The sequence below is a fragment of the Actinospineispora acaciae DSM 45401 genome (assembly GCF_000620785.1).
GTDB classification, from domain to species: Bacteria; Actinomycetota; Actinomycetes; order Mycobacteriales; family Pseudonocardiaceae; genus Pseudonocardia; species Pseudonocardia acaciae.
Map to the genome: position 1 here is coordinate 122,996 of NZ_JIAI01000007.1, position 19,084 is coordinate 142,079.

Sequence of the window (19,084 nt, forward strand, 5' to 3'; positions counted from 1 at the left end):
ATCCTGTATACCTTGCTGGTGGCCTCCGGCTCGCCGCCGGCGGACGGAGGGCCACCGGCATGGGCTCGTCATCGGTCTCGTCCCGTCGCACGGTGCTCAAGGCCGGCGGGACGGCAGCGGCGCTCGCGGCGGCCGCGGCGTGCGCCCCGTCGGCACCCGCCCCGTCGGCACCCGCCCCGGCGGCTCCCCCGACGACGCCCCCGGGACCGAAGCGGCCGGCGACCGTCAGCGCGAACCCGTTCGGCGCACCGACCGGCCCGGACGGGGATCCCGGGGCAGCGGTCTCGGCGGTGCGCGGTTCCCGCGTCTCGGGCTGGCGGGAGCAGACCCGCTCGGAGGTCCTGGCCCGCAACGGGGTGGTCGCGACAAGCCATCCGATCGCCGCGCAGATCGGGCTGCGCGTGTTGCAGGAGGGCGGGAACTCGGCGGATGCCGCCATCGCCACGGCCGCGGTGCTCGGGCTGGTCGAACCCGCGAGCGCGGGAATCGGCGGCGACTCGTTCGCCCTGCACTACTCGGCGGCCGATCGACGGCTGTACGGCCTGAACTCCAGCGGTTGGGCGCCGAGCGCGTGGACGCCCGCGTACTTCCAGGGCCGTGGCCACCCCGCCGCCGGCGACATGCCCTACACCGGCATCGACTCCGCCACCGTTCCCGGCGCGGTCGACGGCTGGGACCAGATGCTCAGACGCTTCGGCAGCCGCCGGTTCGACACCGTGCTGGCGCCCGCCGCCCAGCTCGCCGAGGAAGGCTTCGGCCTCACCGAACGGATTCACAACGACTGGGCCGGCGGCGCCGCGCTGCTGGCCAAGGACCCGGACTCGGCACGCACGTTCCTGGTCGAGGGCAAGGCGCCCGCCCAGTACTCCCTGGTGCGCAACCCCGACCTGGCCAAGGCGTACCGCGCCCTCCAGCAAGGTGGGCGCGACGCCTTCTACCGGGGCGAGATCGCTGCGGCCATCGTGGACAAGAGCCAGCGCCTCGGCGGGTCGCTGCGGGCCGAGGACCTCGCCGACTTCCAGGCCGAATGGGTCGACCCCATTCACGTCAACTACCAGGGCTACGACGTCCACCAGCTGCCGCCGAACACCCAGGGCTTCGCCACCCTGGTCATGCTGGGCATCATCGAACAGCTCGGCCCGGTCCTCGGCTACGACCTGGCCGGGCTGGGGCCGCGATCGCCCCAGTTCTGGCATCTTCTGATCGAGGCGAAGAAGCTCGCCTACTCCGACCTCTACCGCTATGTCGCCGACCCGCGCTTCGTGCCCGTGCCGTTGGACATGCTGCTGTCCGAACAGCACGCCGCCGACCTGTGCGGCAAGATCGACCCGAACCGCGCGACGCCCCCGGGCACCCACGGCGCATCCACCCACGGGACCGTCTACCTCACCACGGCGGACCGGTGGGGAAACATGACCTCGTTCATCTACAGCATCTACGACACCTTCGGCTCGGGCGTCACCGTGCCCGGCTTCGGTTTCCCGCTGCACAACCGGGGGGCGCTGTTCTCGCTCGATCCGGCCTCGCCGAACATCGTCGCCCCGCGCAAACGCCCGTTCCACACCCTGATCCCGGCCTTCGTCACCAAGGACGGCCGCCCGGTGCTCTCCTTCGGCAACATGGGCGGCAACGTCCAGGCGCAGGCACAGGCCCTCGAACTGGTCGAGATGATCAACCTGGGGATGAACCCGCAGGCCGCCGGCGACGCCGCACGGTTCAACCACCACCAGTCCAAGGACACCGTCGGGCTCGAACCCGCCCTGCACGAGCTGGTCGGCGGCCCGCTGACCGCGATGGGCCACAAGCTCCAGGACCCCCGCAACGTCAGCGCCGGCGGCTACCAGGCCATCCACTTCACCCCCACCCGGCCCGGCGACTGGCCGGCCCAGGAAACGCCGGGCGGGCCGGTCAACGGCATCTACCGGGCGGCCTCGGACCACCGCAAGGACGGCGCGGCGGTCGGCTGGTAGTCCGCACTCGTAGATTGGTATCGCCCATAACCCGGGTTCCGCCGCGATCCGGCCGCCGCACAGCCTGCCGTGTGCGCGCATTCCGGTGGGAACCATGGCATCGATCTCCGCGCAACCACGACACCGGCCCCGTGGTGTCGCTCATCCGCACATCCGCGCCGTTGGCGCACGCCTGGCCGCTCGGCGTCGCCGGCCGTCTGGAGGAGAGCAACGCGCGGGACGCGAAGAGCGACATCAGGACGGTGACCAGGGCGAAGACCATCACCGGGAGGATGGATCCGAATGTGGTCGGCCGACGAACGGGGTGCTGCCGCCCAGCAGCATTCCGGCCAGGCCGTAGGCCAGTACTGGTCAAAGAGGTCCAGACCAGTCTACGCCGCAGGCTTCTGAGCTGGCGTTTTCGGCTCGGGTGCCGGTGGAGATGCGGCAGCGCGCACGAGGCGGTGTCTCGTGGTGTCGTTGAACCCCACCCGCCCGCGGTCACGGCCACACGGTCGGGGATCGACCAACTCTCGTAGGGCACGCCGGCTCGTCGATGAGCGCGGTCGCCGCCGGGTCATCGGCGGCCTGAGCCACTGGTCGCCGCCGCACTGCACGGCGCGACCGGGTCGTACTGGCCCATCGCGCTCTGTGTCGTGGTGATCAGCGCCCTCGGCCAGGCCGGCTTCACCGAGCGCGGCACGGCGTCGACCGAACCTCGGCCGAGGAACGCCGAGGGTGCTGACCGCGTTCCGGCTACCGGACCGGGCTCCTTGACCCCCCTCGCCGGGCCGGTCACGGTACGCCCACCTGCTCGACACCGGGTGGACGCGCCCGCCCGGTGTCGGCGTCCGCGCTGGCGGCGACCCGCGGGCCGGCCTGCCCGGACCGCGCTTTGCGGAGGAACCATGACCACCACGCACCCGCGGCACACCCCCGTCAAGGCCCTGCTGGCCAGCTGGCTCGGCACGGTCATCGAGTTCTACGACTTCTTCATCTACGGACTGGCGTCGTCGCTGATCTTCGCCCGGCTCTTCTTCCCCGACTTCGACCCGCTGGTCGGCACCCTCATCGCGCTGTCGACGTTCGGCGTCGGCTACGTCGCCCGCCCGCTCGGCGCGGTCCTGTTCGGCCACTTCGGCGACCGGCTCGGTCGCAAGTCGATGCTGGTCGTGACGCTCACGATGATGGGGGCGTCGACGTTCGCGATCGGCCTGCTGCCCACCTACCAGACGGTCGGGGTGGCCGCGCCGGTCCTACTGGTCGCGATGCGGATCGCGCAGGGCCTCTCGCTGGGCGGGGAGTACGGCGGCGCCGTGCTGATGACCGTCGAGCACGCCTCCGAGGGGCGCCGAGGTGTCACCGGCTCGCTGCTCAACACCGGAGCCGGCGTCGGGACGCTGACCTCCAACCTGGCGTTCCTCGCGGTGCTGCAGCTGCCCGAGGACGCGCTGCTGAGCTGGGGCTGGCGGGTTCCGTTCCTGCTCAGCGCGCTACTGGTCGCGGTGGGCCTGGCGGTCCGGGTCACGCTCGCCGAGAGCCCGACGTTCGTCGCCCTCCAGCGGCACGGCGCGGTGCGCCGGCTGCCGATCGTGGACGTGATCCGCTCGGACTGGCACCGCGTGCTGCTGGTGGCGTTCGGCACGGTCGGCGCGGGCGTCGTCATCACGATGACGACCGTGTTCTCGTTGGCCTACGGCCGACAGGCGCTGCAGCTGGACAACAGCGCGATGCTGGCGGTGCTGCTCCCCGCAGTGGTGGTGACCTTGGTGTGCCCGCCGCTGGTCGGGCCGCTGGCCGACCGGTTCGGGGTACGCGCGGTGTTCCTCGTCGGGGCCGCGGGCATGGTGGTCACGCCGTTCCTGTGGTTCGCGCTGCTCGACACCCGCCACTACGGGCTGATGCTGCTCGGCTTCGCGCTGCTGTTCGTGCCCTACTCGGCCAACTACGCCATGTTCCCGGCCTACTTCTCGCAGGTCTTCCCGCCCGCCCTGCGATACAGCGGCATGTCCCTCGGGTTCACCATCGGCACGATCGCCGGCAACGCGTTCGCGCCCGCGATCGCCACATCGATCCTGCGCGGCACCGGCAGCTGGGTCGGGATCGCCTGGTACATGGCCGCAATGGCGACGCTGTCGGTCGCCGCGGCCGTTCTCATGCCGATCCCCGCAGCCGAGGAGGACTCGGCCCCGCCCTCGAAGGCGCTCGGCACGGCGACCGCCTGACGCACCGGCTCACCGTCATCGCACGCGTGGCCTCAGTCCAGCGACTCCAGCAGGAATCCTGGGGCGGCCCGGAGAAGGGCGAGGACGGCTACTACGACGAGGTGCTCCCGCTGGCCGTGCGCATCTCCAACAACGGCGAGTTCGTGCACGTCAACGGCGCGACGGTGGGACAACAGGGCCGCTCGAACGTCTCCCACGGCTGCGTGAACCTCTCGCCGGCCAACGGCAAGGTCTTCTACGACTGGGTCCAGATCGGCGACCCGGTCAACATCGTCAACTCCACCCGCCCGCTCACCAAGGCCGACGGCGACATCCCCGACTGGCTGATGTCCTGGGAGGAGTACAAGGCCGGCTCCGCTCTGCACGGCCGCTCACCCGCACCGGTCGCGCAGTCCACGCCCGAACCGGTCTCTAAAACTGACGGAGATGCTTGACACTCGGTCTTCATGATCACTAAGGAGATCGGGTGAGTGAACCCGAGCTGGACCGCCAGGTGCGTCGCCGCCTGGCGGTCCTTCGTCATGTCGAGGAAGTCAGCGGGAACGTGGCGATGACTTGCCGCTACTACGGCATCAGTCGCCAGACCTACTACGCCTGGCTACACCGCTACGAGACTGAGGGCGTCGACGGCCTGCGCGATCGCTCCCGGCGACCACGGACCAGTCCGAACGCCACTCGGCCGGAGATCATCGAGAAGATCGTTCACTTGCGGCAGCACTACCACTTCGGGCCGCGCAAGATCGTCATGTACCTGCGGCGCTACCACGACGTCACCATCAGCGTGTCCGGTGTCTGGCGCATCCTGCATCGCCTCGACATGGGCCGGTTGCCCGCATCCCAGCGCTACAAGCGTCATGACCGGCGCTGGAAGCGCTACGAGAAACAACGCCCCGGACACCAGGTCCAGGTCGATGTGAAGTTCGTCGAACCCCTGCCTACCTGCACAAAGGCCGGTGTCACGCCGGCGCCGAAGCCGATCGGGCGGCGCGGGAAGTACTACCAGTTCACCGCCATCGACGACTGCACCCGGCTGCGGATCATGAAGATCTACCCGAAGGTCAACCAGAAGACAGCGATCCAGTTCCTGGACTACGTGCTCTCCCAGCTCCCCTTCGCCGTCGACGCCGTCCAGACTGACAACGGGGCTGAGTTCGCCTCGATGTTCCACTGGCACGTGCTCGACAAGGGCATCCGGCACGTCTACATCAAGCCCGGCACCCCACGCCTGAACGGGAAGGTGGAGCGCAGCCACCGCATCGACGCGGAGGAGTTCTACCGACTCCTCGATGGCGTCGTCGTCGACGACGTGAACATCTTCAACGCCCGGCTCAAGGAGTGGCAGGACTTCTACAACTTCGATCGCCCCCACGGCGGACTGGACGGCCAGACCCCCTATGAAAGACTCCGCCAGAAGACCCAAACCGAGGACCCGGGTGTAGTCGATCAACGTCAGCCGCACACATCAGCGCAGACGAGCTGGCCCGCAAGCCGGATCCTGTGGTTGCGTCTTCGGAGGTGGTCGCCTCGTTGGCGAACGGAGACCGCGACGGTACCGGGGTATTCGTCAGAGGACTCCCCCCTGATCACCGGATGGTCATCACCCCCTCCCCGAGTCCGCCGCGCCGTGTCAACGGGGCGGGGAACGCGCCGATGAAGCCATGCATGATCAGGACAGAGGCCGGAAACACCAGCGACGACGGAAAGGTCCGGCTGTCCTTGACCAGACCTTCGCCTGTAGCAGACGAACCCCTGGTCAGCACGTGGCGGAGAACGATATTGACAAGTTCCGAGCGCCATCGGCTGGCGAGCCACGGCCTTCAGCAACTCGCGGCCCGAGCCTGCCCTCGGAAAGTCAGGAACCACCGGTGACCAGATCGTAGGTGGCCTCGACCGGGAGCGTGCCACAGAGGACTCGCTGATCGGGCGCGTTCCCATCCTTGTGGTGCCCTGCCGAGGGCGCCACCTGCACCCCGCGTCAGTGGCGCGTTATCGGCGCGTCACCGCGCTGGGCGCCCAGCCGACGCCGCTCAATGTCTCACGCTGCCACCCCCAATGGGCGCACGCGGAGAGACCAGGCGATCTTGCTCGGGCATGAGCGCGTCGTCTCGGGCACCACTGCGTCCACAATGGACAGCCTGAATACGAAGTACAGACTCCGGAACGAAGCGAAACCGCAGGCCAGAAGAGTAACGACCCAAGGCTGGTGGGTGCGCCGCCAGGGACTCGAACCCCGAACCCGCTGGTTAAGAGCCAGCTGCTCTGCCAATTGAGCTAGCGGCGCGTGCCGTACGCTCCGTCGAGCGCAGAGCAGAAACTAGCACAGCCCCACCCGGGTGCGGTTGGGCGGGGCTCCGTTATGCCGATCGGGCATGCACCTCTAGCCGAGAGTAGAGCCCAAGTCAAGTAACCAGGCGGAGCGCCGGTCGTTATATGGGGCAGATGATGAAGCCTGGGGTCGGGGTTGACCACGGAGGTGGTGCGGGCATGGTTGTCGGGGCTCGGGGACGGTTAGGCGCCACGGCCGTGCTCGCCGCGCTGCTGTTGGGCGGTTGTGCGTCCGGCGGTGGGGTCGGTGGCGAGGTGCAGGACGTCGCCCAGCGGCGGATGGCGCAGGGGATGGCCGACGCGTTCCAGCCGAGCCTCACGGTGAACCCGCCGGACGGGGCGGCCGGGGTGTCGCCGGGCGAGCGGGTCACCGCGCTGGTGGCGAGCGGGCGGCTCACCCAGGTCGAGCTGCGCAGCGAGGGCGGGAACAAGGTCGACGGCGCGCTCTCGCCGGACGGCGAGCGGTGGATCTCGACGGCGCCGCTCAAGCCCGACACGTCCTACGTGCTGACCACGGCGGTTCGCGCCACGTCGGGCAAGGAGAGCAGCTCGACCTCGAAGTTCAGCACCCTCTCCCCCGGCCAGCAGGTGGGCGGCAAGATCACGCCGGAGGACGGCGCCACGCTCGCGTCGGACCGGGCGGTGAGCGTGGTGTTCGACAAGCCGATCGGGGACCGCGCGGCCGCCGAGCGCGCGCTGAACGTCAGCTCGGACCCGCCGGTCGGCGGCACCGCCGAGTGGCGCGGCGACCGGGAGCTGGTGTGGCGCCCGACCGGGCCGTGGCCGGCGGGTGGCCGGGTGACCGCCTCGATGGCCATGTTCGGCAAGCAGCTCGGGAAGGACCAGTTCGGCGCGCGTGACCTGCGCGCGGCGTACCGGGGGGCCGGTGGCGACCCGGCGCGGCAGGACGGCGACGTCCGGGCGAACGCCCCGAGGCGGGACGACACCGGGCTGGTGTCCAACTCGGTGCCCAGGGCGGCCCCGGCCACCCCCACCCCCCGTGCCACTCCGCCCCGGCCGCAGCGCCAGGCCCCGGCACCGGCCGCCCGCTCGACCCCGCGATCGACCCCTCGGCCCAGCCAGGAGCCGAACGCCGAGGAGAGCCGGCCGACCAGCACCAAGAAGAAGTCGTCGCCGGGCCTGCCCATCCTCGGATGAGCAGGGCGGAGCTTGCGCCGGATCGAACCGGCGCGTGCTCCGCGAGGGGTGGGGTGAGTGACGGGATTCGAACCCGCGACACCTGGGACCACAACCCAGTGCTCTACCGACTGAGCTACACCCACCAAGAACGCCGCGCGCGTACCGCGCCGGCCGAGACAGCCTAGCGTGCCCGTTTCCGGCGACTCCAACCGGATCCGGGTGCAGCCGACCCGTGAGTGGCTAGGGCCGTCATAGCGGCCCTAGCCACTCACGGGTCTGGCCAGGTGGGTGGCCAGGTACGCGCACGCCGCGGACAGCAGCGCCGCCGCCCCGAGCGCCAGGGTGGCCACGGCGAACGCCTGGTCGGCCGCCGAGGCCACAGACCCGGCCGAAGACCCGGCCGAGGACGCCAGGTAGAGCGTGCCGTAGAGGGCTATGCCGGTCGCCCCGCCGAGCGTCATCGTGGTGGTCGCCGTGCCGCTGATGTCCGAGGCGTGGTGCGCCGGCACCGCCCCGGTCAGGTGGCCGATCAGGGTGCTGAACTGCACGCCGAGCCCGAACCCGCCGAGCGTGAGCAGCACCACCAGCACGGCCATCGGGTGCCGGCCGCCGAACAGCACGCCGCTGATCGACAGGAACGCCACCGCCAGCATCAGGCTCCCGGACGGCGGCACCAACCGGGCCCACCGGGGCGCCAGCGCCGGGGTGAGGCGGCCGGTCACCTTGCCGGCCACCCCGAACGCGGCCACCCACGGCACCAGCATCAGCCCGGACACCAGCGCGCCCGCGCCCAGCCCGAACTGGACGTACTGGGCCAGCACGAACAGCAGCGCGTGGTACGTCGAGGTGGCCACGAACAGCGCCACCAGGCCCAGCGCGACCGACCGGTTGCCCAGCAGCCCCGTGTTGAGCAGCGGCAGCACGCCGCGCGCGGCCGCCCGCCGTTGCACCGCGAGCAGCAGCCAGAACGCCGGCCCGCTCGCCGCCAGGCACAGCCACGTCCAGGCCGGCCAGCCCTCGCCCCGGCCCAGGCACAGCGGCACGATCACCAACAGCACCCCCACCGACAGCGCCGCGACGCTGAGCGGGTGCACCCGAGCCGCCGGGTCCGAACCGGCGGGCGAGTCGGCGGGCAGCCAGCGGCGGCCGGCGGCCAGCACGGCGGCACACACCGGGACGTTCACCAGGAAGATCGACCGCCAGCCCAGGCCGGCCACGTCCGCGGCGATCAGCAGCCCGCCCAGGCACTGCCCCAGCACGGCGCCGCCGGAGAGCGCGAGCGTGTAGACGCCGATGGCCCTCGACCGCGCGCCGTCGGCGAAGTTGAGCCGGATCCCGGTCAGCGCCTGCGGGAACATCAACGCGCCCGCCGCCCCCTGCGCCGCCCTGGCCAGCACCAGCGCCGTCGCGTTCGGGGCGAGCCCGCACGCCAGCGAGGTGAGCCCGAACAGCGCGACCCCGAGCAGGAACATCCGCCGGTACCCCCGGCTCTGCCCCAGCCGCGAACCCGGGATGATCAGGACCGCGAACGCCACCAGGTACGCGCCGACCACCAGCTCGACGGCACCGTCCGAGGCCGCCAGCCCGGTGCGGATGGACGGCGTCGCCACGTTGGCGATGGTGGTGTCGAGCTGGGCCAGGAACGGCGCCATCACCAGCACCGTGAGCAACCGGTTGCCCGGCCTGGTGGAGACCGGGGTCGAGAGTGTGCCGGGCATGGAGGTCCTCGCCTTCGCCGTCGGGGTCGCCCAGCAGAACCCCGGCGAACGGCCGCCGGTTGCGGAGGACACTCCCGGCTCGACACGCCGAAGGTTACTCATTTCAGATGTTCCTCGTGAGTAACTCCGACCACTCGTGGCACCCGTTCATCGGGCTCGATCAGGGCACCGCGCACACTCAACTTCGCCGGGCGTCACGGCTCGCGCCAACCACCGGCGACAAGCGGGCTCAAAGAGGCTCCTCATCGTGTGCTGTTGCGATTTCAGGCCGGACGATGAGTGTGTTACCCATAAGGCTCACCTCATATGACGTGGTCGAACTGGTCCGCCAAACTTTCGCCGGACAGACTGTGAGGAGCCTGCGCGATGGTTGTGACGACGCTCGTCGACGAACGGGTCGATGAGGCCTGGACCGGAAAGCTCGCGGCCCGGGTCGCCCGGCAGATCGAGCGGGACATCGTGGCGACCCGCTGGCAGGTCGGGCACGTGGTCGGGTCGGAGACCGAGCTGCGGGAGCGCTACCAGGTCAGCAGGGCGGTGCTGCGGGAGGCGATCCGGCTGGTCGAGCACCACCAGGTCGGCACCATGCGGCGGGGGCCCAACGGCGGGCTGGTGGTGCGCGCGCCGGACGCGGGCGCCACGGCCAGCGCGATGGTGATGTACCTGAAGTCGGTGGGCACCACGCTGGAGGACCTGATCTCGGTCCGGATCATGCTCGAACCGCTGGCCGTGACGCTGGCCGCCGAGCAGATCACCGAGTCCGGGATCGCCGAGCTGCGCGCGGTGCTCGAGGACGAGGCGCGCTCCGGGATGGGGCGCGACGCCCACCTGCGCAACCAGTTACACCTGACGCTGGCCAAGCTGTCCGGGAACCCGGCGCTGCACCTGTTCATCGACGTGCTGCTCCGGCTGACCTGGCGCTACGCCGGCCAGCAGCTGCTGCACCTGCCGGCGCCCACCGATCCGGGGCTGGTGGAGGCCAACCACGCGCACCGGTCGATCGCGGACGCGGTGGTGGCCGGCCAGGGCGCCCGCGCCCAGTACCACGTCCAGCAGCACCTGGAAGCGACCCGGGACTACCTGCGCAACTGGCAGCCGCCGGAGCACTCCGCGCTGCAGCAGGCCAAGGACGTGCTCGGCACCCCGGTCCGGGAGCAGAAGCTCGCCGAGGTGGTGGCCGAGCGGCTGCTCACCGAGATCATCGAGCGCGGCTGGGAGGTCGGCTCCGTGATCGGCTCCGAGGCGATGCTGCTGGAGCGGTTCGACGTCAGCCGCCCGGCGCTGCGCGAGGCGGTGCGGCTGCTGGAGTACCACTCGGTGGCCCAGATGCGGCGCGGCCCCGGCGGCGGCCTGATCGTCACCAAGCCGAACCCCACCGCGAGCATCGACGCCACCGCGCTGCACCTGGACTACCAGGGCCTGAACACCGGCGACCTGCACACCGTGCGCGAGGTGCTGGAGCTGGGCTGCACCGACCAGCTGGTGACCACCACCGACCAGGACCTGCTCGCGCACCGGCTGCCCGCGTTCGCGCAGAGCCCCGCGCCGGAGACCGGCACCGGGTCGTGCCACCCCTGGCACATCGAGCTGGCCGACCTGTCCGGCAACCCCGCGCTGGCGCTGTTCCTGCGGATCCTGATCACGCTGCGGACCCGCCACCACGATCCCGTCGACCCGGCCGCCGGGGCGACCGACGCGGCCACCGCGCACCAGGGCATCGTGGACGCGCTGCTGACCGGCGACGCCGGCCTGGCCCGCCACCGGATGCGCCGGCACCTGCACCGGCCGGAGGATACGGGCGCCCACGGATACCGGGGGCCCCGGGAATGACCACCACCGACGGGCCGGCCAGCGACGCACCGGCCGGCCCGGCCACCGCCGAGCGCGGTGGCCGCCGGCGACGGTTGCTGGGCCTGGCGCTCACGGTGGTCGCGCTGGCCGTGGCGTTGCCCGCGTTCGTGGCGCGGGCGTACGCGGTCCCGTCGGACTCGATGGAGTCGACGCTGCACGGCTGCCCCGGCTGCGAGAACGACCACGTGCTGGTGGACAAGCTCGCCTACCACTTCGGCACGCCCCGGCCTGGCGACATCGTGGTCTTCGTCGTTCCGACCAGCTGGCGCAACAGCGAGCTGCCCGGCGAGGCGGACACCGACTTCATCAAGCGCGTGATCGCGGTGGGCGGCCAGACGGTGTCCTGCTGCGACGACCGAGGCCGGGTGATGGTGGACGGGCGGGCGCTGGACGAGCCGTACATCCACTTCGCCCCCGAGTACGGGCCGGCGGTGCAGGCGCGGTTCGGCCCGGTCCGGGTGCCGGACGGCCAGCTCTGGGTGATGGGCGACAACCGCAACGACTCGGTCGACTCCCGCGCGCCGAACAACGGCCCGGTCCCGGTGTCCGACGTGATCGGCAAGGCGCGGATGATCGTGCTGCCGTTCGGCAGGTTCGGCGGGATCCAGTAGTCGATCCAGTAGTCAGCGCCGCGGGGTCGTCAGCGCGGTGATGGTGGCGGCGATGGCGTGCTCGACGGCGCCGGCGCCGACCCCGTCCGGATCGGCCAGGTGCTCCATGGACAGGCCGTTGGTCAGGCAGTGCAGGATCAGCGCCGCCACCTCCGGGCTCACCGCGAGGCGCAGGCCGCCGCGTTCGACGATCTCGGTGACCAGCGCGGTGGCGGCCGCGCGCTGGGCACGCCGCAGCCGGGCGAGGATCGCCCGCACCTGCTCGTCGCGGACCGCGCGCGCCGCGAACTCCAGGCCCAGCCGGCCCCGCTCGGGATCGTCGACGACCCGCCGGGCGACGAGGCGTGCCGCCCGGCCGGCCGCCGAGGCCGGGTCGTCCCGGATCTCGCCGAGCAGCGCGGCCCGTTCGTCCTCGGCGCGCTCGCCGAGCACGGCCCCGAACAGCCCCTGCTTGCTGCCGAAGTTCGAGTAGATCGCGCCCTTGGTGAACCCGGCCGCGTGGGCGATGTCGTCGAGCCGGGCGTCGACGTAGCCGCGCTCGGCGAACACCCGGGCGGCGGCCGCCAGCAGGCGACGGCGCACCTCGGCCCGGGGGGTCCGGGGAATCGGTTCCGCGTTCACGGCGCCCAGATTAGCGTACTTTGGGTATCCGATACCGAAAGTACGGAGTTGTCCCATGGCGTTCGATCGAGGGTTGCGCGCCCGGCTGGGCTGGTACGGCTACGACTGGGCGAACTCGGTCTTCACCACGGCCGTGACGTCGATCTTCTTCGGCCCGTTCATCACCGAGGTCGGTGAGCGGGCCGCCGGGGCCGATGGGTACCTGCACCCGCTGGGCGTGCCGGTGCCGGCCGGTTCGCTGTTCCCCTACCTGGTCGCGTTCTCGGTGTTCGTTCAGCTGTTCGCGCTGCCCACGGCCGCCGCGCTGACCACCCGGTACGGCAGGGGGACGTTGCTGGGCGCGCTGTCCTCGTGCGGCGCCGGGGCCACCATCGGCCTGTACGCGATCGGCGAGGCCGACTACGCGCTCGGGGGCGCGCTGTATGTGGTGGCCACCATGGCGCTGGGGGCCTCGATCACGGTGACCTCGCTGGTGGGGACCTATGCGGTAATCGGGCTCGGGCTGTCAGGGAACGAGGTGGTCACCATCGTGCTGTTCGTCCAGCTGGTGGCCTTCGGCGGTGCGGTTCTGGTCGGGCGGCTGGCCGAGCGGTACGGCGGCCGTAGCGTCCTGCTCGGGGTGGTGGTCGTCTGGGTCGGCGTCATCGCGGTGGGAGCGGTGGTCCCGGACCGGTCGTTCGGGGCGTTCGGGGCGGTGTGCGCGGGCGCGGGCGTCGTGATCGGCGGGACCTACGCGCTGTCCCGGTCGGTGTTCGTCCGGTTGGTGCCTCCCGACCGCGCGGCGGAGTACCTCGGGATCTTCGAGACCGTCAACCGGTGCCTGGGTTTCGTCGGCCCGGCCACCTTCGGCCTGGTCCTGCAGTGGACCGGCAACTACCGCGCGGCGTGGGCGTCCATCCTGGCGTTCTGGCTGGCCGGGCTCTGCGCGCTGGTGGCCGGCGCGGCGGCGCGGCGGGAGGCGGTGCGCCATGGCTGAGGGAACGCGCCACCGCGTCCTGCTCACCGAGGCGTCCAGCAACTCGGCCAGGGAGGTGCTCACCGTGCTGGGCCGCCACGGGCACGAGGTGGGCGTCATGGACGGCGGTGGCGTCTCCCTCACGGCGTGCTCGCGGTGGGTGCGGCGCCGGCACCGCTGCCCCCGGTTCGCGGCCGACCCGCTGCGCTACCTCGACGCGCTGCGCGAGGTGCTGGCCGGCCACGACTACGACGTGCTGCTGCCCACGCACGAGCAGCTGGTCGCGCTGGCCCGTTACCGCGAGGAGTTCGGCGCGCTGGGGGCCGGGCTGGCGGTGCCGTCGTTCGCCTCGGTCCGCCGGGTGCAGGACAAGTCGGCGGCGGTACGGCTGCTGGGCGAGCTGGGGCTGCCCCAGCCGGAGACCGCGTTGGCGGCGGATGTCAAGGAGCTGCTCGGCCACGCCGGCCGGCTGCCCGTGTACGTCAAGCTCCCGGTGGCGACCTCCAGCCGGGGCGTCTGGCTGGCGGAAAGCCCGGAGCGGCTCGCCCGGGTCGCCGCGCTGCCCGCCGTCCGGGACGCCTTCGCCGCCGGCGGCACGGTTCTGGTGCAACGGCCGGTGCCCGGTCCGCTGGTCATGGTGCAGGCGCTGTTCGACGGCGGGACGCTGGCCGGCATCCACGCCAGCGCGCGCGGGCGGGAGGGCGTGCAGGGCAGCGCGTCGGCCAAGGAGTCCGTCGTGCTGCCCGGCATCACGCGGCACCTGGCCAGGCTCGGCGCGGCGCTGGACTGGCACGGGCCGCTGTCCGCCGACGCGGTCCTGGACGAGCGCTCCGGCCAGGTGCACTACGTCGACATCAACCCGCGCCTGGTGGAGCCGGTGAACGCCGAGCTGGCCGGGGCCGACCTGGTCCGGCGCTGGCTGGCGGTGTCACGCGGGGAGCAGACCGGACCGCTCCCGCCGCCGACGGCCGGGGTACGGACACACCTGCTGTTCGCCGCGATCCTGCGCCACGCGGAGACCGGCCGGGGGCGGCGGGCCATGCTCCGCGAGCTGGTCGACGCCGCGACCCGGCGCGGCTGGTACGCGGACAGCGTGGAGGAGCTGCTGCCGGTCGGGTCGGACCCGGCGGCCGCCCTGCTCCCGGCGGCCGTCACCGCCTGCCTGGTGGTCTCGCCGGGGCTGTGGCGGCGGCTGGCCCCCACCGCGGCGCCGGCCCACGCGCTCACCCCGAGCGGCTGGCGCCGGCTGCTGGAGGCGCCCTGAGGGCCGTTCCCGTCACGAGCGTGAGGAAGCCTCCTGGTCCCAGGTGGCGCGCAGGAAGTCGGCCAGCTCGGCGGCCGGCAAGCGCAGCCCGAGCACGCCGTCCGGGGAGCTCAGGATCAGCTCCAGCAGCCTCGGGTCGGCCAGGTCGCGCAGCAGGGCCACGTCCCCGAGTCCGGCCGGCCCGGCAAGCCCGGCGGCCAGCAGCTCGCGCGCCACGACCCAGTGCACGTCGGCGTCGGGGAACCCCAGCCACACCTCGAACGGCTCGCGGCGCGACCAGGTCATCGTCATGCGCACCAGCTCGTCGGAGTCCACCGGCCGCAGCCGCAGCTGCCAGGTGACGGTGGCCGGGCGGGCGATCATCTAACGACCCCGCGTCGCGAAGAACCGGGCGGTCCCGCGCCGGAGGGTGATCCCCCGGCCCGAGCCCGCCCGGTTCCGCCAGCCAGACATGGGCCGTAGTGGTCTAGTAGCTGCTCGTTGTGTTCGACGAGCCGTAGCGGGACTGGCACTGCGTGTTCGAGCCGCCGCCGTTGATCCAGCCGTGGTCGCACTGGGCGCGCGCGTAGCCGTCGTCGCCCGACCGGCCGTAGTCTCCGCCGTCGTCATCGTCGGCGTACGCGACGCCACCGAACGCGACGGCACCCCCGACCAGGAGCCCGGCCACCACGGCCAGCCCCCGAATGCCTCGAGTTCCGATCACCTGATTCATCCCCCAGTTGAACAGTGAGTTGAAGTGGGAACGCCGTGACGCGGGCTCGAGGGGTGGGTCCGCGCCACGGCGTCTTCCTACGGTCGGTCAGTGCCCTCGTCGCCGGCGTCAGCATCGGCTGGCGGCGGCGGCGGTGCCTTCTCGACCGAGCACTGTGTGGCCTCGCCGGAGTTCTGGCCGACCACCGCAAGGCCTACCGAAACAGGTGGGCCGACACAGGTCGCCTGGGCGGTGCCCCCGGATCGACCGTTGCCACGACCCTTGTCGTGCTGGCCTTGCGAGTCATCAGCAAACGCGGTGCCGACCATTAGGACGGAACCGACAGCGCCGAGCACCAGCGCGACGCTGGCAACGGCTGCCTTACGGCGGAACGTGCCGTTCACCCGTCATCCTCCACACTTCTCGTTGGGCTGCGAGCCACCACTCCCTGGGACTCGCGGCTGCATTCCGGCCCCGGGCTGTAGGGAGCCCTGTACAACCCCGGACCGCTCATTCGAACGTCGTGCGGAAACCAGTTGCGAAGACGGTTCCCGTACCTCGCGTGGACCACTATTATCACCGTCCTCGACGGACGACTTTGAGTGACCCATATCCACTCCGATGCGCCTTTCGGTACAGCCGTGCACACGACACCAGGAGTTGGCTGCACCGAAACCACGCCAGACTGCCACGTCGAACAGGTAGTGTTTCTCCTGGCCGCGAGGCACAGACGGTCGAACGAGCGACGGTCACGGTCGATCCGTCACACTTTACGGCGACCCCACAAACCGTGACCTAAATTCGGCGGTGGTAGCGGCCCCCGATGCATCCGGGGGCCGCTACCTCTATTGCCGCCTCACTGAGTCCGTCTGGTGACGGCTCAGTAGCTCACGCCAGGCGCCGCGGAGCCACCCGAGGTGCTCGCGTTGCACTGGGAGTTGCCGTCGGCCGACCCATTGCCGAGGATTCCCAGGCCAGCGGCGATCGGGATCAGGCACCACGACTGAGCGGTCCCGCCCTTGCCACCGGAACCACCGCTGAAGTGGTTGCTGCCGTGCTGGCCGCCCTTGCCGCTAGCGAAGGCGGTGGCCCCGAACAGCATGGTTCCGCTGGCCGCGAGCGCGGTCGCCGCGAGGACCACGGCGGCACGCTGACCGTACTTGCGAATCATCACTTACCTCCCCATTCGACGGCCAAGGCGCGTGTCGCCTCAGCCGCTGCACAGGTTTAGCGGCATTGCGATCACGTGTCCACGGTCGATCCCGTCGCGCGCGCGGAAAGTACCGTCAGGGGTGAGCCTGAGCGGGTGAGCGATCCATTCAATCGGGTTGTCACGCGTTTGACCCGCTACCCGAAGTCATCAAATTCTGGTATCGCCACCCCTTCGAGTGGTGTTACGAGACCGGTCGGGCGGCGGTTGATCACGACGCCTCCAACGGGCCTACCCGAGGTCGGTGCACTCTATTGGTGCCACCGACCCGCGTGGTTCCCCCGATCGCATGGCAATGACCCACGAGGACCCATGAATACCTTTCCCCTAATTCCGCGGAACGGCCGACACGGCGCGCCTGGACTACCACCTAGTAAGTGAGGGGGGCCGAATATGGATCACAACCGGACGGCAATACAGTCGTTGCGACAAAGCACGGGAAGAAAACCTGTGTGGTGGTGACGGGGGCAATGATTCAGCTCGAAGGTGTCAGCAAGGTGTACCGGGCCGGCCCGGCCGAGGTGCGGGCGCTGGACGCGGTCGATCTCACCATCGACGACGGCGAGCTCGTCGCGATCATGGGTCCGTCCGGCTCCGGCAAGAGCACGCTCATGAACATCCTGGGCTGCCTCGACGTGCCCAGTTCGGGGCGCTACCTGTTGGACGGGGTGGACGTCGCGCGCAGCGGTGACGACGAGCTCGCGGACATCAGGGGCCGCAAGATCGGCTTCATCTTCCAGGCCTACAACCTGCTCGCGCGGACCACCGCGGTGGCCAACGTGGAGCTGCCGCTGCTCTACTCGCGCGACGGCACCCGCCGGCAGCGTGCGCTCGCCGCCCTGGCCGAGGTGGGCCTCGCGGACCGCACCGACCACCTGCCGACCGAGCTGTCCGGCGGCCAGCAGCAGCGGGTGGCCATCGCGCGCGCCCTGGTCACCGAGCCGACCATGCTGCTCGCCGACGAGCCGACCGGGAACCTGGACTCCGCGACCAGCGTCGAGATCGCCGAGATGCTGGTGCGGCTCAGCGACGCCGGCCGCACCGTCGTGCTGATCACGCACGAGGAGGAGATCGCCGCGTTCGCCCGCCGGGTCATCCGGCTGCACGACGGCCAAGTGGTCAGCGACTCCTTGAACGACACGACCGGCACGAACGGCGCCTCCCCCAACGGGGCGGCCGGCTCAGAGAACGGCTCCGAGAACGGCACGGCCGAGACCGCTGACGACACGGACGACACCGACGACACCCCCGCCGGGCCCTCGGCGGGCAACGGGTCGCTGAAGGTCGAGGTCGCCAGGTGAGCCTCCGGGAGGCGATGCGGGTTGCGATGCGCGGGCTGCGCGCCAACCGGCTGCGGTCCCTGCTGACCATGCTCGGCATCATGATCGGGGTCGCGGCGGTGATCCTGCTGGTCGCGCTGGGCAACGGCACCTCGGCCCGGCTCAACGAGCAGATCGCGTCGCTGGGCACCAACCTGATCGGCGTGCTCCAGACCCGGGGCAGCGTGTCGAGCAGCGGCAAGAGCCAGCCGCTCACCGACAAGGACGTCGACGCGCTGCGGGACTCCTCCGAGTCCCCCCGGTTCGTCACCGTCACCCCGGTCAAGCAGGCCAGCGCGGTGCTCGACCACGACAACGAGATGTGGCGCACCAACATCGTCGGGTCGTCCAAGGACTACCCGGCGGCCTTCCACCGCACGGTCGCGACCGGCAGCTTCTTCACCGACTCCGACGTCCGCACCAGCACCCGCGTCGTGGTGCTCGGCCAGAAGCCGCTGGAGCAGCTGTTCGGCGGCGACAGCAACGGCGCGATCGGCCAGAAGGTGCGCATCGGCCGGCAGAGCTTCCAGGTCGTCGGCACGCTGGAGGCGAACGGGCAGGGCGACGACGTGGCGGTGATGCCGATCACGGCCGCGCGCAGCTACCTGGTCGGCGGCGAGGACACCGTCGACCAGATCGTCGTGGAGGCCACCAACCAGGCCGGCGTGCCGGCCACCATGGACAAGGTGGCCAGGGTCCTGATGGACCGCCACCACATCCTCAACCCGGACCAGAAGGACTTCGAGGTCCGCTCGAACCTGGACCTGCTCAAGCAGTACACCCAGGTCACCGACGTTTTCACGCTGTTCCTGGCGGCCATCGCGGCGATCTCGCTGCTGGTCGGGGGCATCGGGATCATGAACATCATGCTGGTCACCGTGACCGAGCGGACTCGCGAGATCGGCATCCGCAAGGCGGTCGGCGCCCGGCGTAAAGCGATCATGAAGCAGTTCCTCATGGAGTCCACGGTGTTGGCCGGGATCGGCGGCATCGTCGGGGTGGTCGTGGGGGTCGCGCTGTCGCTGCTGGGCGAGCTCCTCGGGGCCGGCTTAGGCAAGACCTTCGCGCCACCGCAGCTGTCCGGCGGCTCGGTGCTGCTGGCGTTCCTCGTCAGCCTGTGCATCGGCCTGTTCTTCGGCGCTTACCCGGCCAACAGGGCCGCGCGGATGCGCCCCATAGACGCATTGAGGCATGAATGATCCCCC

At 71.0% G+C, this 19,084-nt stretch carries 16 protein-coding genes, 2 tRNA genes and 1 pseudogene; 11 read left to right on the top strand and 8 right to left on the bottom strand.

Features of this window, described 5'->3' with window-relative positions:
- The first annotated feature begins 59 nt into the window (after positions 1 to 59).
- The 4 genes and pseudogenes from ggt to N912_RS55280 all read left to right on the top strand — a co-directional run.
- A complete protein-coding gene (gene ggt, locus N912_RS0128550) occupies positions 60 to 1,970 on the top strand; it encodes a gamma-glutamyltransferase (protein WP_028925076.1) in 1,911 nt (636 codons plus the stop codon).
- 887 nt (positions 1,971 to 2,857) lie between these two features.
- Positions 2,858 to 4,174, top strand: coding sequence for an MFS transporter (locus N912_RS65900; RefSeq protein WP_037067105.1), 1,317 nt, complete (start codon positions 2,858 to 2,860; stop codon positions 4,172 to 4,174).
- A gap of 26 nt (positions 4,175 to 4,200) precedes the next feature.
- Positions 4,201 to 4,608, top strand: coding sequence for a L,D-transpeptidase (locus N912_RS0128560; RefSeq protein ID WP_028925077.1), 408 nt, complete (start codon positions 4,201 to 4,203; stop codon positions 4,606 to 4,608).
- 47 nt (positions 4,609 to 4,655) lie between these two features.
- Positions 4,656 to 5,588, top strand: a pseudogene (locus N912_RS55280) (IS481 family transposase); the annotation flags it as partial.
- A 794-nt stretch (positions 5,589 to 6,382) separates the two neighbouring features.
- On the opposite strand, the gene N912_RS0128570 reads toward N912_RS55280, so the two are convergent.
- Positions 6,383 to 6,455 (bottom strand) — tRNA-Lys (locus tag N912_RS0128570).
- Between the two features lie 203 nt (positions 6,456 to 6,658).
- Here N912_RS0128570 and N912_RS0128575 point away from each other — a divergent pair.
- The gene (locus N912_RS0128575; protein WP_156994122.1) at positions 6,659 to 7,657 is read left to right on the top strand and encodes an Ig-like domain-containing protein; all 999 of its coding nucleotides are present in this window, start codon (positions 6,659 to 6,661) and stop codon (positions 7,655 to 7,657) included.
- A gap of 49 nt (positions 7,658 to 7,706) precedes the next feature.
- Here the strand turns inward: N912_RS0128575 and N912_RS0128580 are convergent.
- Positions 7,707 to 7,782: transfer RNA gene (locus N912_RS0128580), tRNA-His, on the bottom strand.
- A 117-nt stretch (positions 7,783 to 7,899) separates the two neighbouring features.
- Entirely contained in the window at positions 7,900 to 9,357 is a 1,458-nt protein-coding gene (locus N912_RS55285) for an MFS transporter (RefSeq protein WP_051580926.1), read from the bottom strand.
- Between the two features lie 366 nt (positions 9,358 to 9,723).
- Between N912_RS55285 and N912_RS55290 the strand changes: the two genes are divergently transcribed.
- Entirely contained in the window at positions 9,724 to 11,187 is a 1,464-nt protein-coding gene (locus N912_RS55290) for a FadR/GntR family transcriptional regulator (protein WP_084211297.1), read from the top strand.
- Positions 11,184 to 11,819: a signal peptidase I gene (gene lepB, locus N912_RS55295; protein ID WP_051580928.1), complete on the top strand. Its 636-nt coding sequence runs from the start codon at positions 11,184 to 11,186 to the stop codon at positions 11,817 to 11,819. Before N912_RS55290 ends, lepB begins: the two co-directional genes overlap by 4 nt.
- 12 nt (positions 11,820 to 11,831) lie before the next feature.
- Here lepB and N912_RS55300 read toward each other — a convergent pair whose 3' ends face one another.
- Positions 11,832 to 12,440, bottom strand: coding sequence for a TetR/AcrR family transcriptional regulator (locus tag N912_RS55300; RefSeq protein WP_037067107.1), 609 nt, complete (start codon positions 12,438 to 12,440; stop codon positions 11,832 to 11,834).
- A 55-nt stretch (positions 12,441 to 12,495) separates the two neighbouring features.
- On the opposite strand from N912_RS55300, the gene N912_RS0128605 reads away from it, so the two are divergent.
- Positions 12,496 to 13,416, top strand: coding sequence for an MFS transporter (locus N912_RS0128605; protein WP_028925079.1), 921 nt, complete (start codon positions 12,496 to 12,498; stop codon positions 13,414 to 13,416).
- The gene (locus N912_RS0128610; RefSeq protein ID WP_028925080.1) at positions 13,409 to 14,659 is read left to right on the top strand and encodes an ATP-grasp domain-containing protein; all 1,251 of its coding nucleotides are present in this window, start codon (positions 13,409 to 13,411) and stop codon (positions 14,657 to 14,659) included. The genes N912_RS0128605 and N912_RS0128610 overlap by 8 nt, the downstream gene beginning before the upstream one ends.
- 12 nt (positions 14,660 to 14,671) lie before the next feature.
- Here the strand turns inward: N912_RS0128610 and N912_RS55305 are convergent, their stop codons facing one another.
- The 4 genes from N912_RS55305 to N912_RS0128625 form a co-directional block, all read right to left on the bottom strand.
- Entirely contained in the window at positions 14,672 to 15,022 is a 351-nt protein-coding gene (locus N912_RS55305) for an SsgA family sporulation/cell division regulator (protein WP_051580929.1), read from the bottom strand.
- A gap of 103 nt (positions 15,023 to 15,125) precedes the next feature.
- The gene (locus tag N912_RS0128620) at positions 15,126 to 15,362 is read right to left on the bottom strand and encodes a hypothetical protein (protein ID WP_156994124.1); all 237 of its coding nucleotides are present in this window, start codon (positions 15,360 to 15,362) and stop codon (positions 15,126 to 15,128) included.
- An 86-nt stretch (positions 15,363 to 15,448) separates the two neighbouring features.
- The gene (locus N912_RS63860; RefSeq protein WP_156994125.1) at positions 15,449 to 15,754 is read right to left on the bottom strand and encodes a hypothetical protein; all 306 of its coding nucleotides are present in this window, start codon (positions 15,752 to 15,754) and stop codon (positions 15,449 to 15,451) included.
- Positions 15,755 to 16,230: 476 nt separating this feature from the next.
- The gene (locus tag N912_RS0128625; RefSeq protein ID WP_028925082.1) at positions 16,231 to 16,521 is read right to left on the bottom strand and encodes a hypothetical protein; all 291 of its coding nucleotides are present in this window, start codon (positions 16,519 to 16,521) and stop codon (positions 16,231 to 16,233) included.
- Positions 16,522 to 17,030: 509 nt separating this feature from the next.
- Between N912_RS0128625 and N912_RS55310 the strand changes: the two genes are divergently transcribed.
- Positions 17,031 to 17,861, top strand: coding sequence for an ATP-binding cassette domain-containing protein (locus tag N912_RS55310; protein ID WP_064745411.1), 831 nt, complete (start codon positions 17,031 to 17,033; stop codon positions 17,859 to 17,861).
- A complete protein-coding gene (locus tag N912_RS0128635) occupies positions 17,858 to 19,078 on the top strand; it encodes an ABC transporter permease (RefSeq protein WP_028925083.1) in 1,221 nt (406 codons plus the stop codon). The genes N912_RS55310 and N912_RS0128635 overlap by 4 nt, the downstream gene beginning before the upstream one ends.
- Positions 19,079 to 19,084: the final 6 nt, after the last annotated feature.

What these genes read in the sequence shown, in the direction of transcription:
- N912_RS0128625 (WP_028925082.1), bottom strand. Translation starts at nt 16,521, where the DNA reads ATGATTCGCAAGTACGGTCAGCGTGCCGCCGTGGTCCTCGCGGCGACC.
- N912_RS0128605 (WP_028925079.1), top strand. Translation starts at nt 12,496, where the DNA reads ATGGCGTTCGATCGAGGGTTGCGCGCCCGGCTGGGCTGGTACGGCTAC.
- N912_RS65900 (WP_037067105.1), top strand. Translation starts at nt 2,858, where the DNA reads ATGACCACCACGCACCCGCGGCACACCCCCGTCAAGGCCCTGCTGGCC.
- ggt (WP_028925076.1), top strand. Translation starts at nt 60, where the DNA reads ATGGGCTCGTCATCGGTCTCGTCCCGTCGCACGGTGCTCAAGGCCGGC.
- N912_RS55310 (WP_064745411.1), top strand. Translation starts at nt 17,031, where the DNA reads ATGATTCAGCTCGAAGGTGTCAGCAAGGTGTACCGGGCCGGCCCGGCC.
- N912_RS55290 (WP_084211297.1), top strand. Translation starts at nt 9,724, where the DNA reads ATGGTTGTGACGACGCTCGTCGACGAACGGGTCGATGAGGCCTGGACC.
- N912_RS0128575 (WP_156994122.1), top strand. Translation starts at nt 6,659, where the DNA reads ATGGTTGTCGGGGCTCGGGGACGGTTAGGCGCCACGGCCGTGCTCGCC.
- N912_RS55305 (WP_051580929.1), bottom strand. Translation starts at nt 15,022, where the DNA reads ATGATCGCCCGCCCGGCCACCGTCACCTGGCAGCTGCGGCTGCGGCCG.
- N912_RS55285 (WP_051580926.1), bottom strand. Translation starts at nt 9,357, where the DNA reads ATGCCCGGCACACTCTCGACCCCGGTCTCCACCAGGCCGGGCAACCGG.
- lepB (WP_051580928.1), top strand. Translation starts at nt 11,184, where the DNA reads ATGACCACCACCGACGGGCCGGCCAGCGACGCACCGGCCGGCCCGGCC.
- N912_RS0128610 (WP_028925080.1), top strand. Translation starts at nt 13,409, where the DNA reads ATGGCTGAGGGAACGCGCCACCGCGTCCTGCTCACCGAGGCGTCCAGC.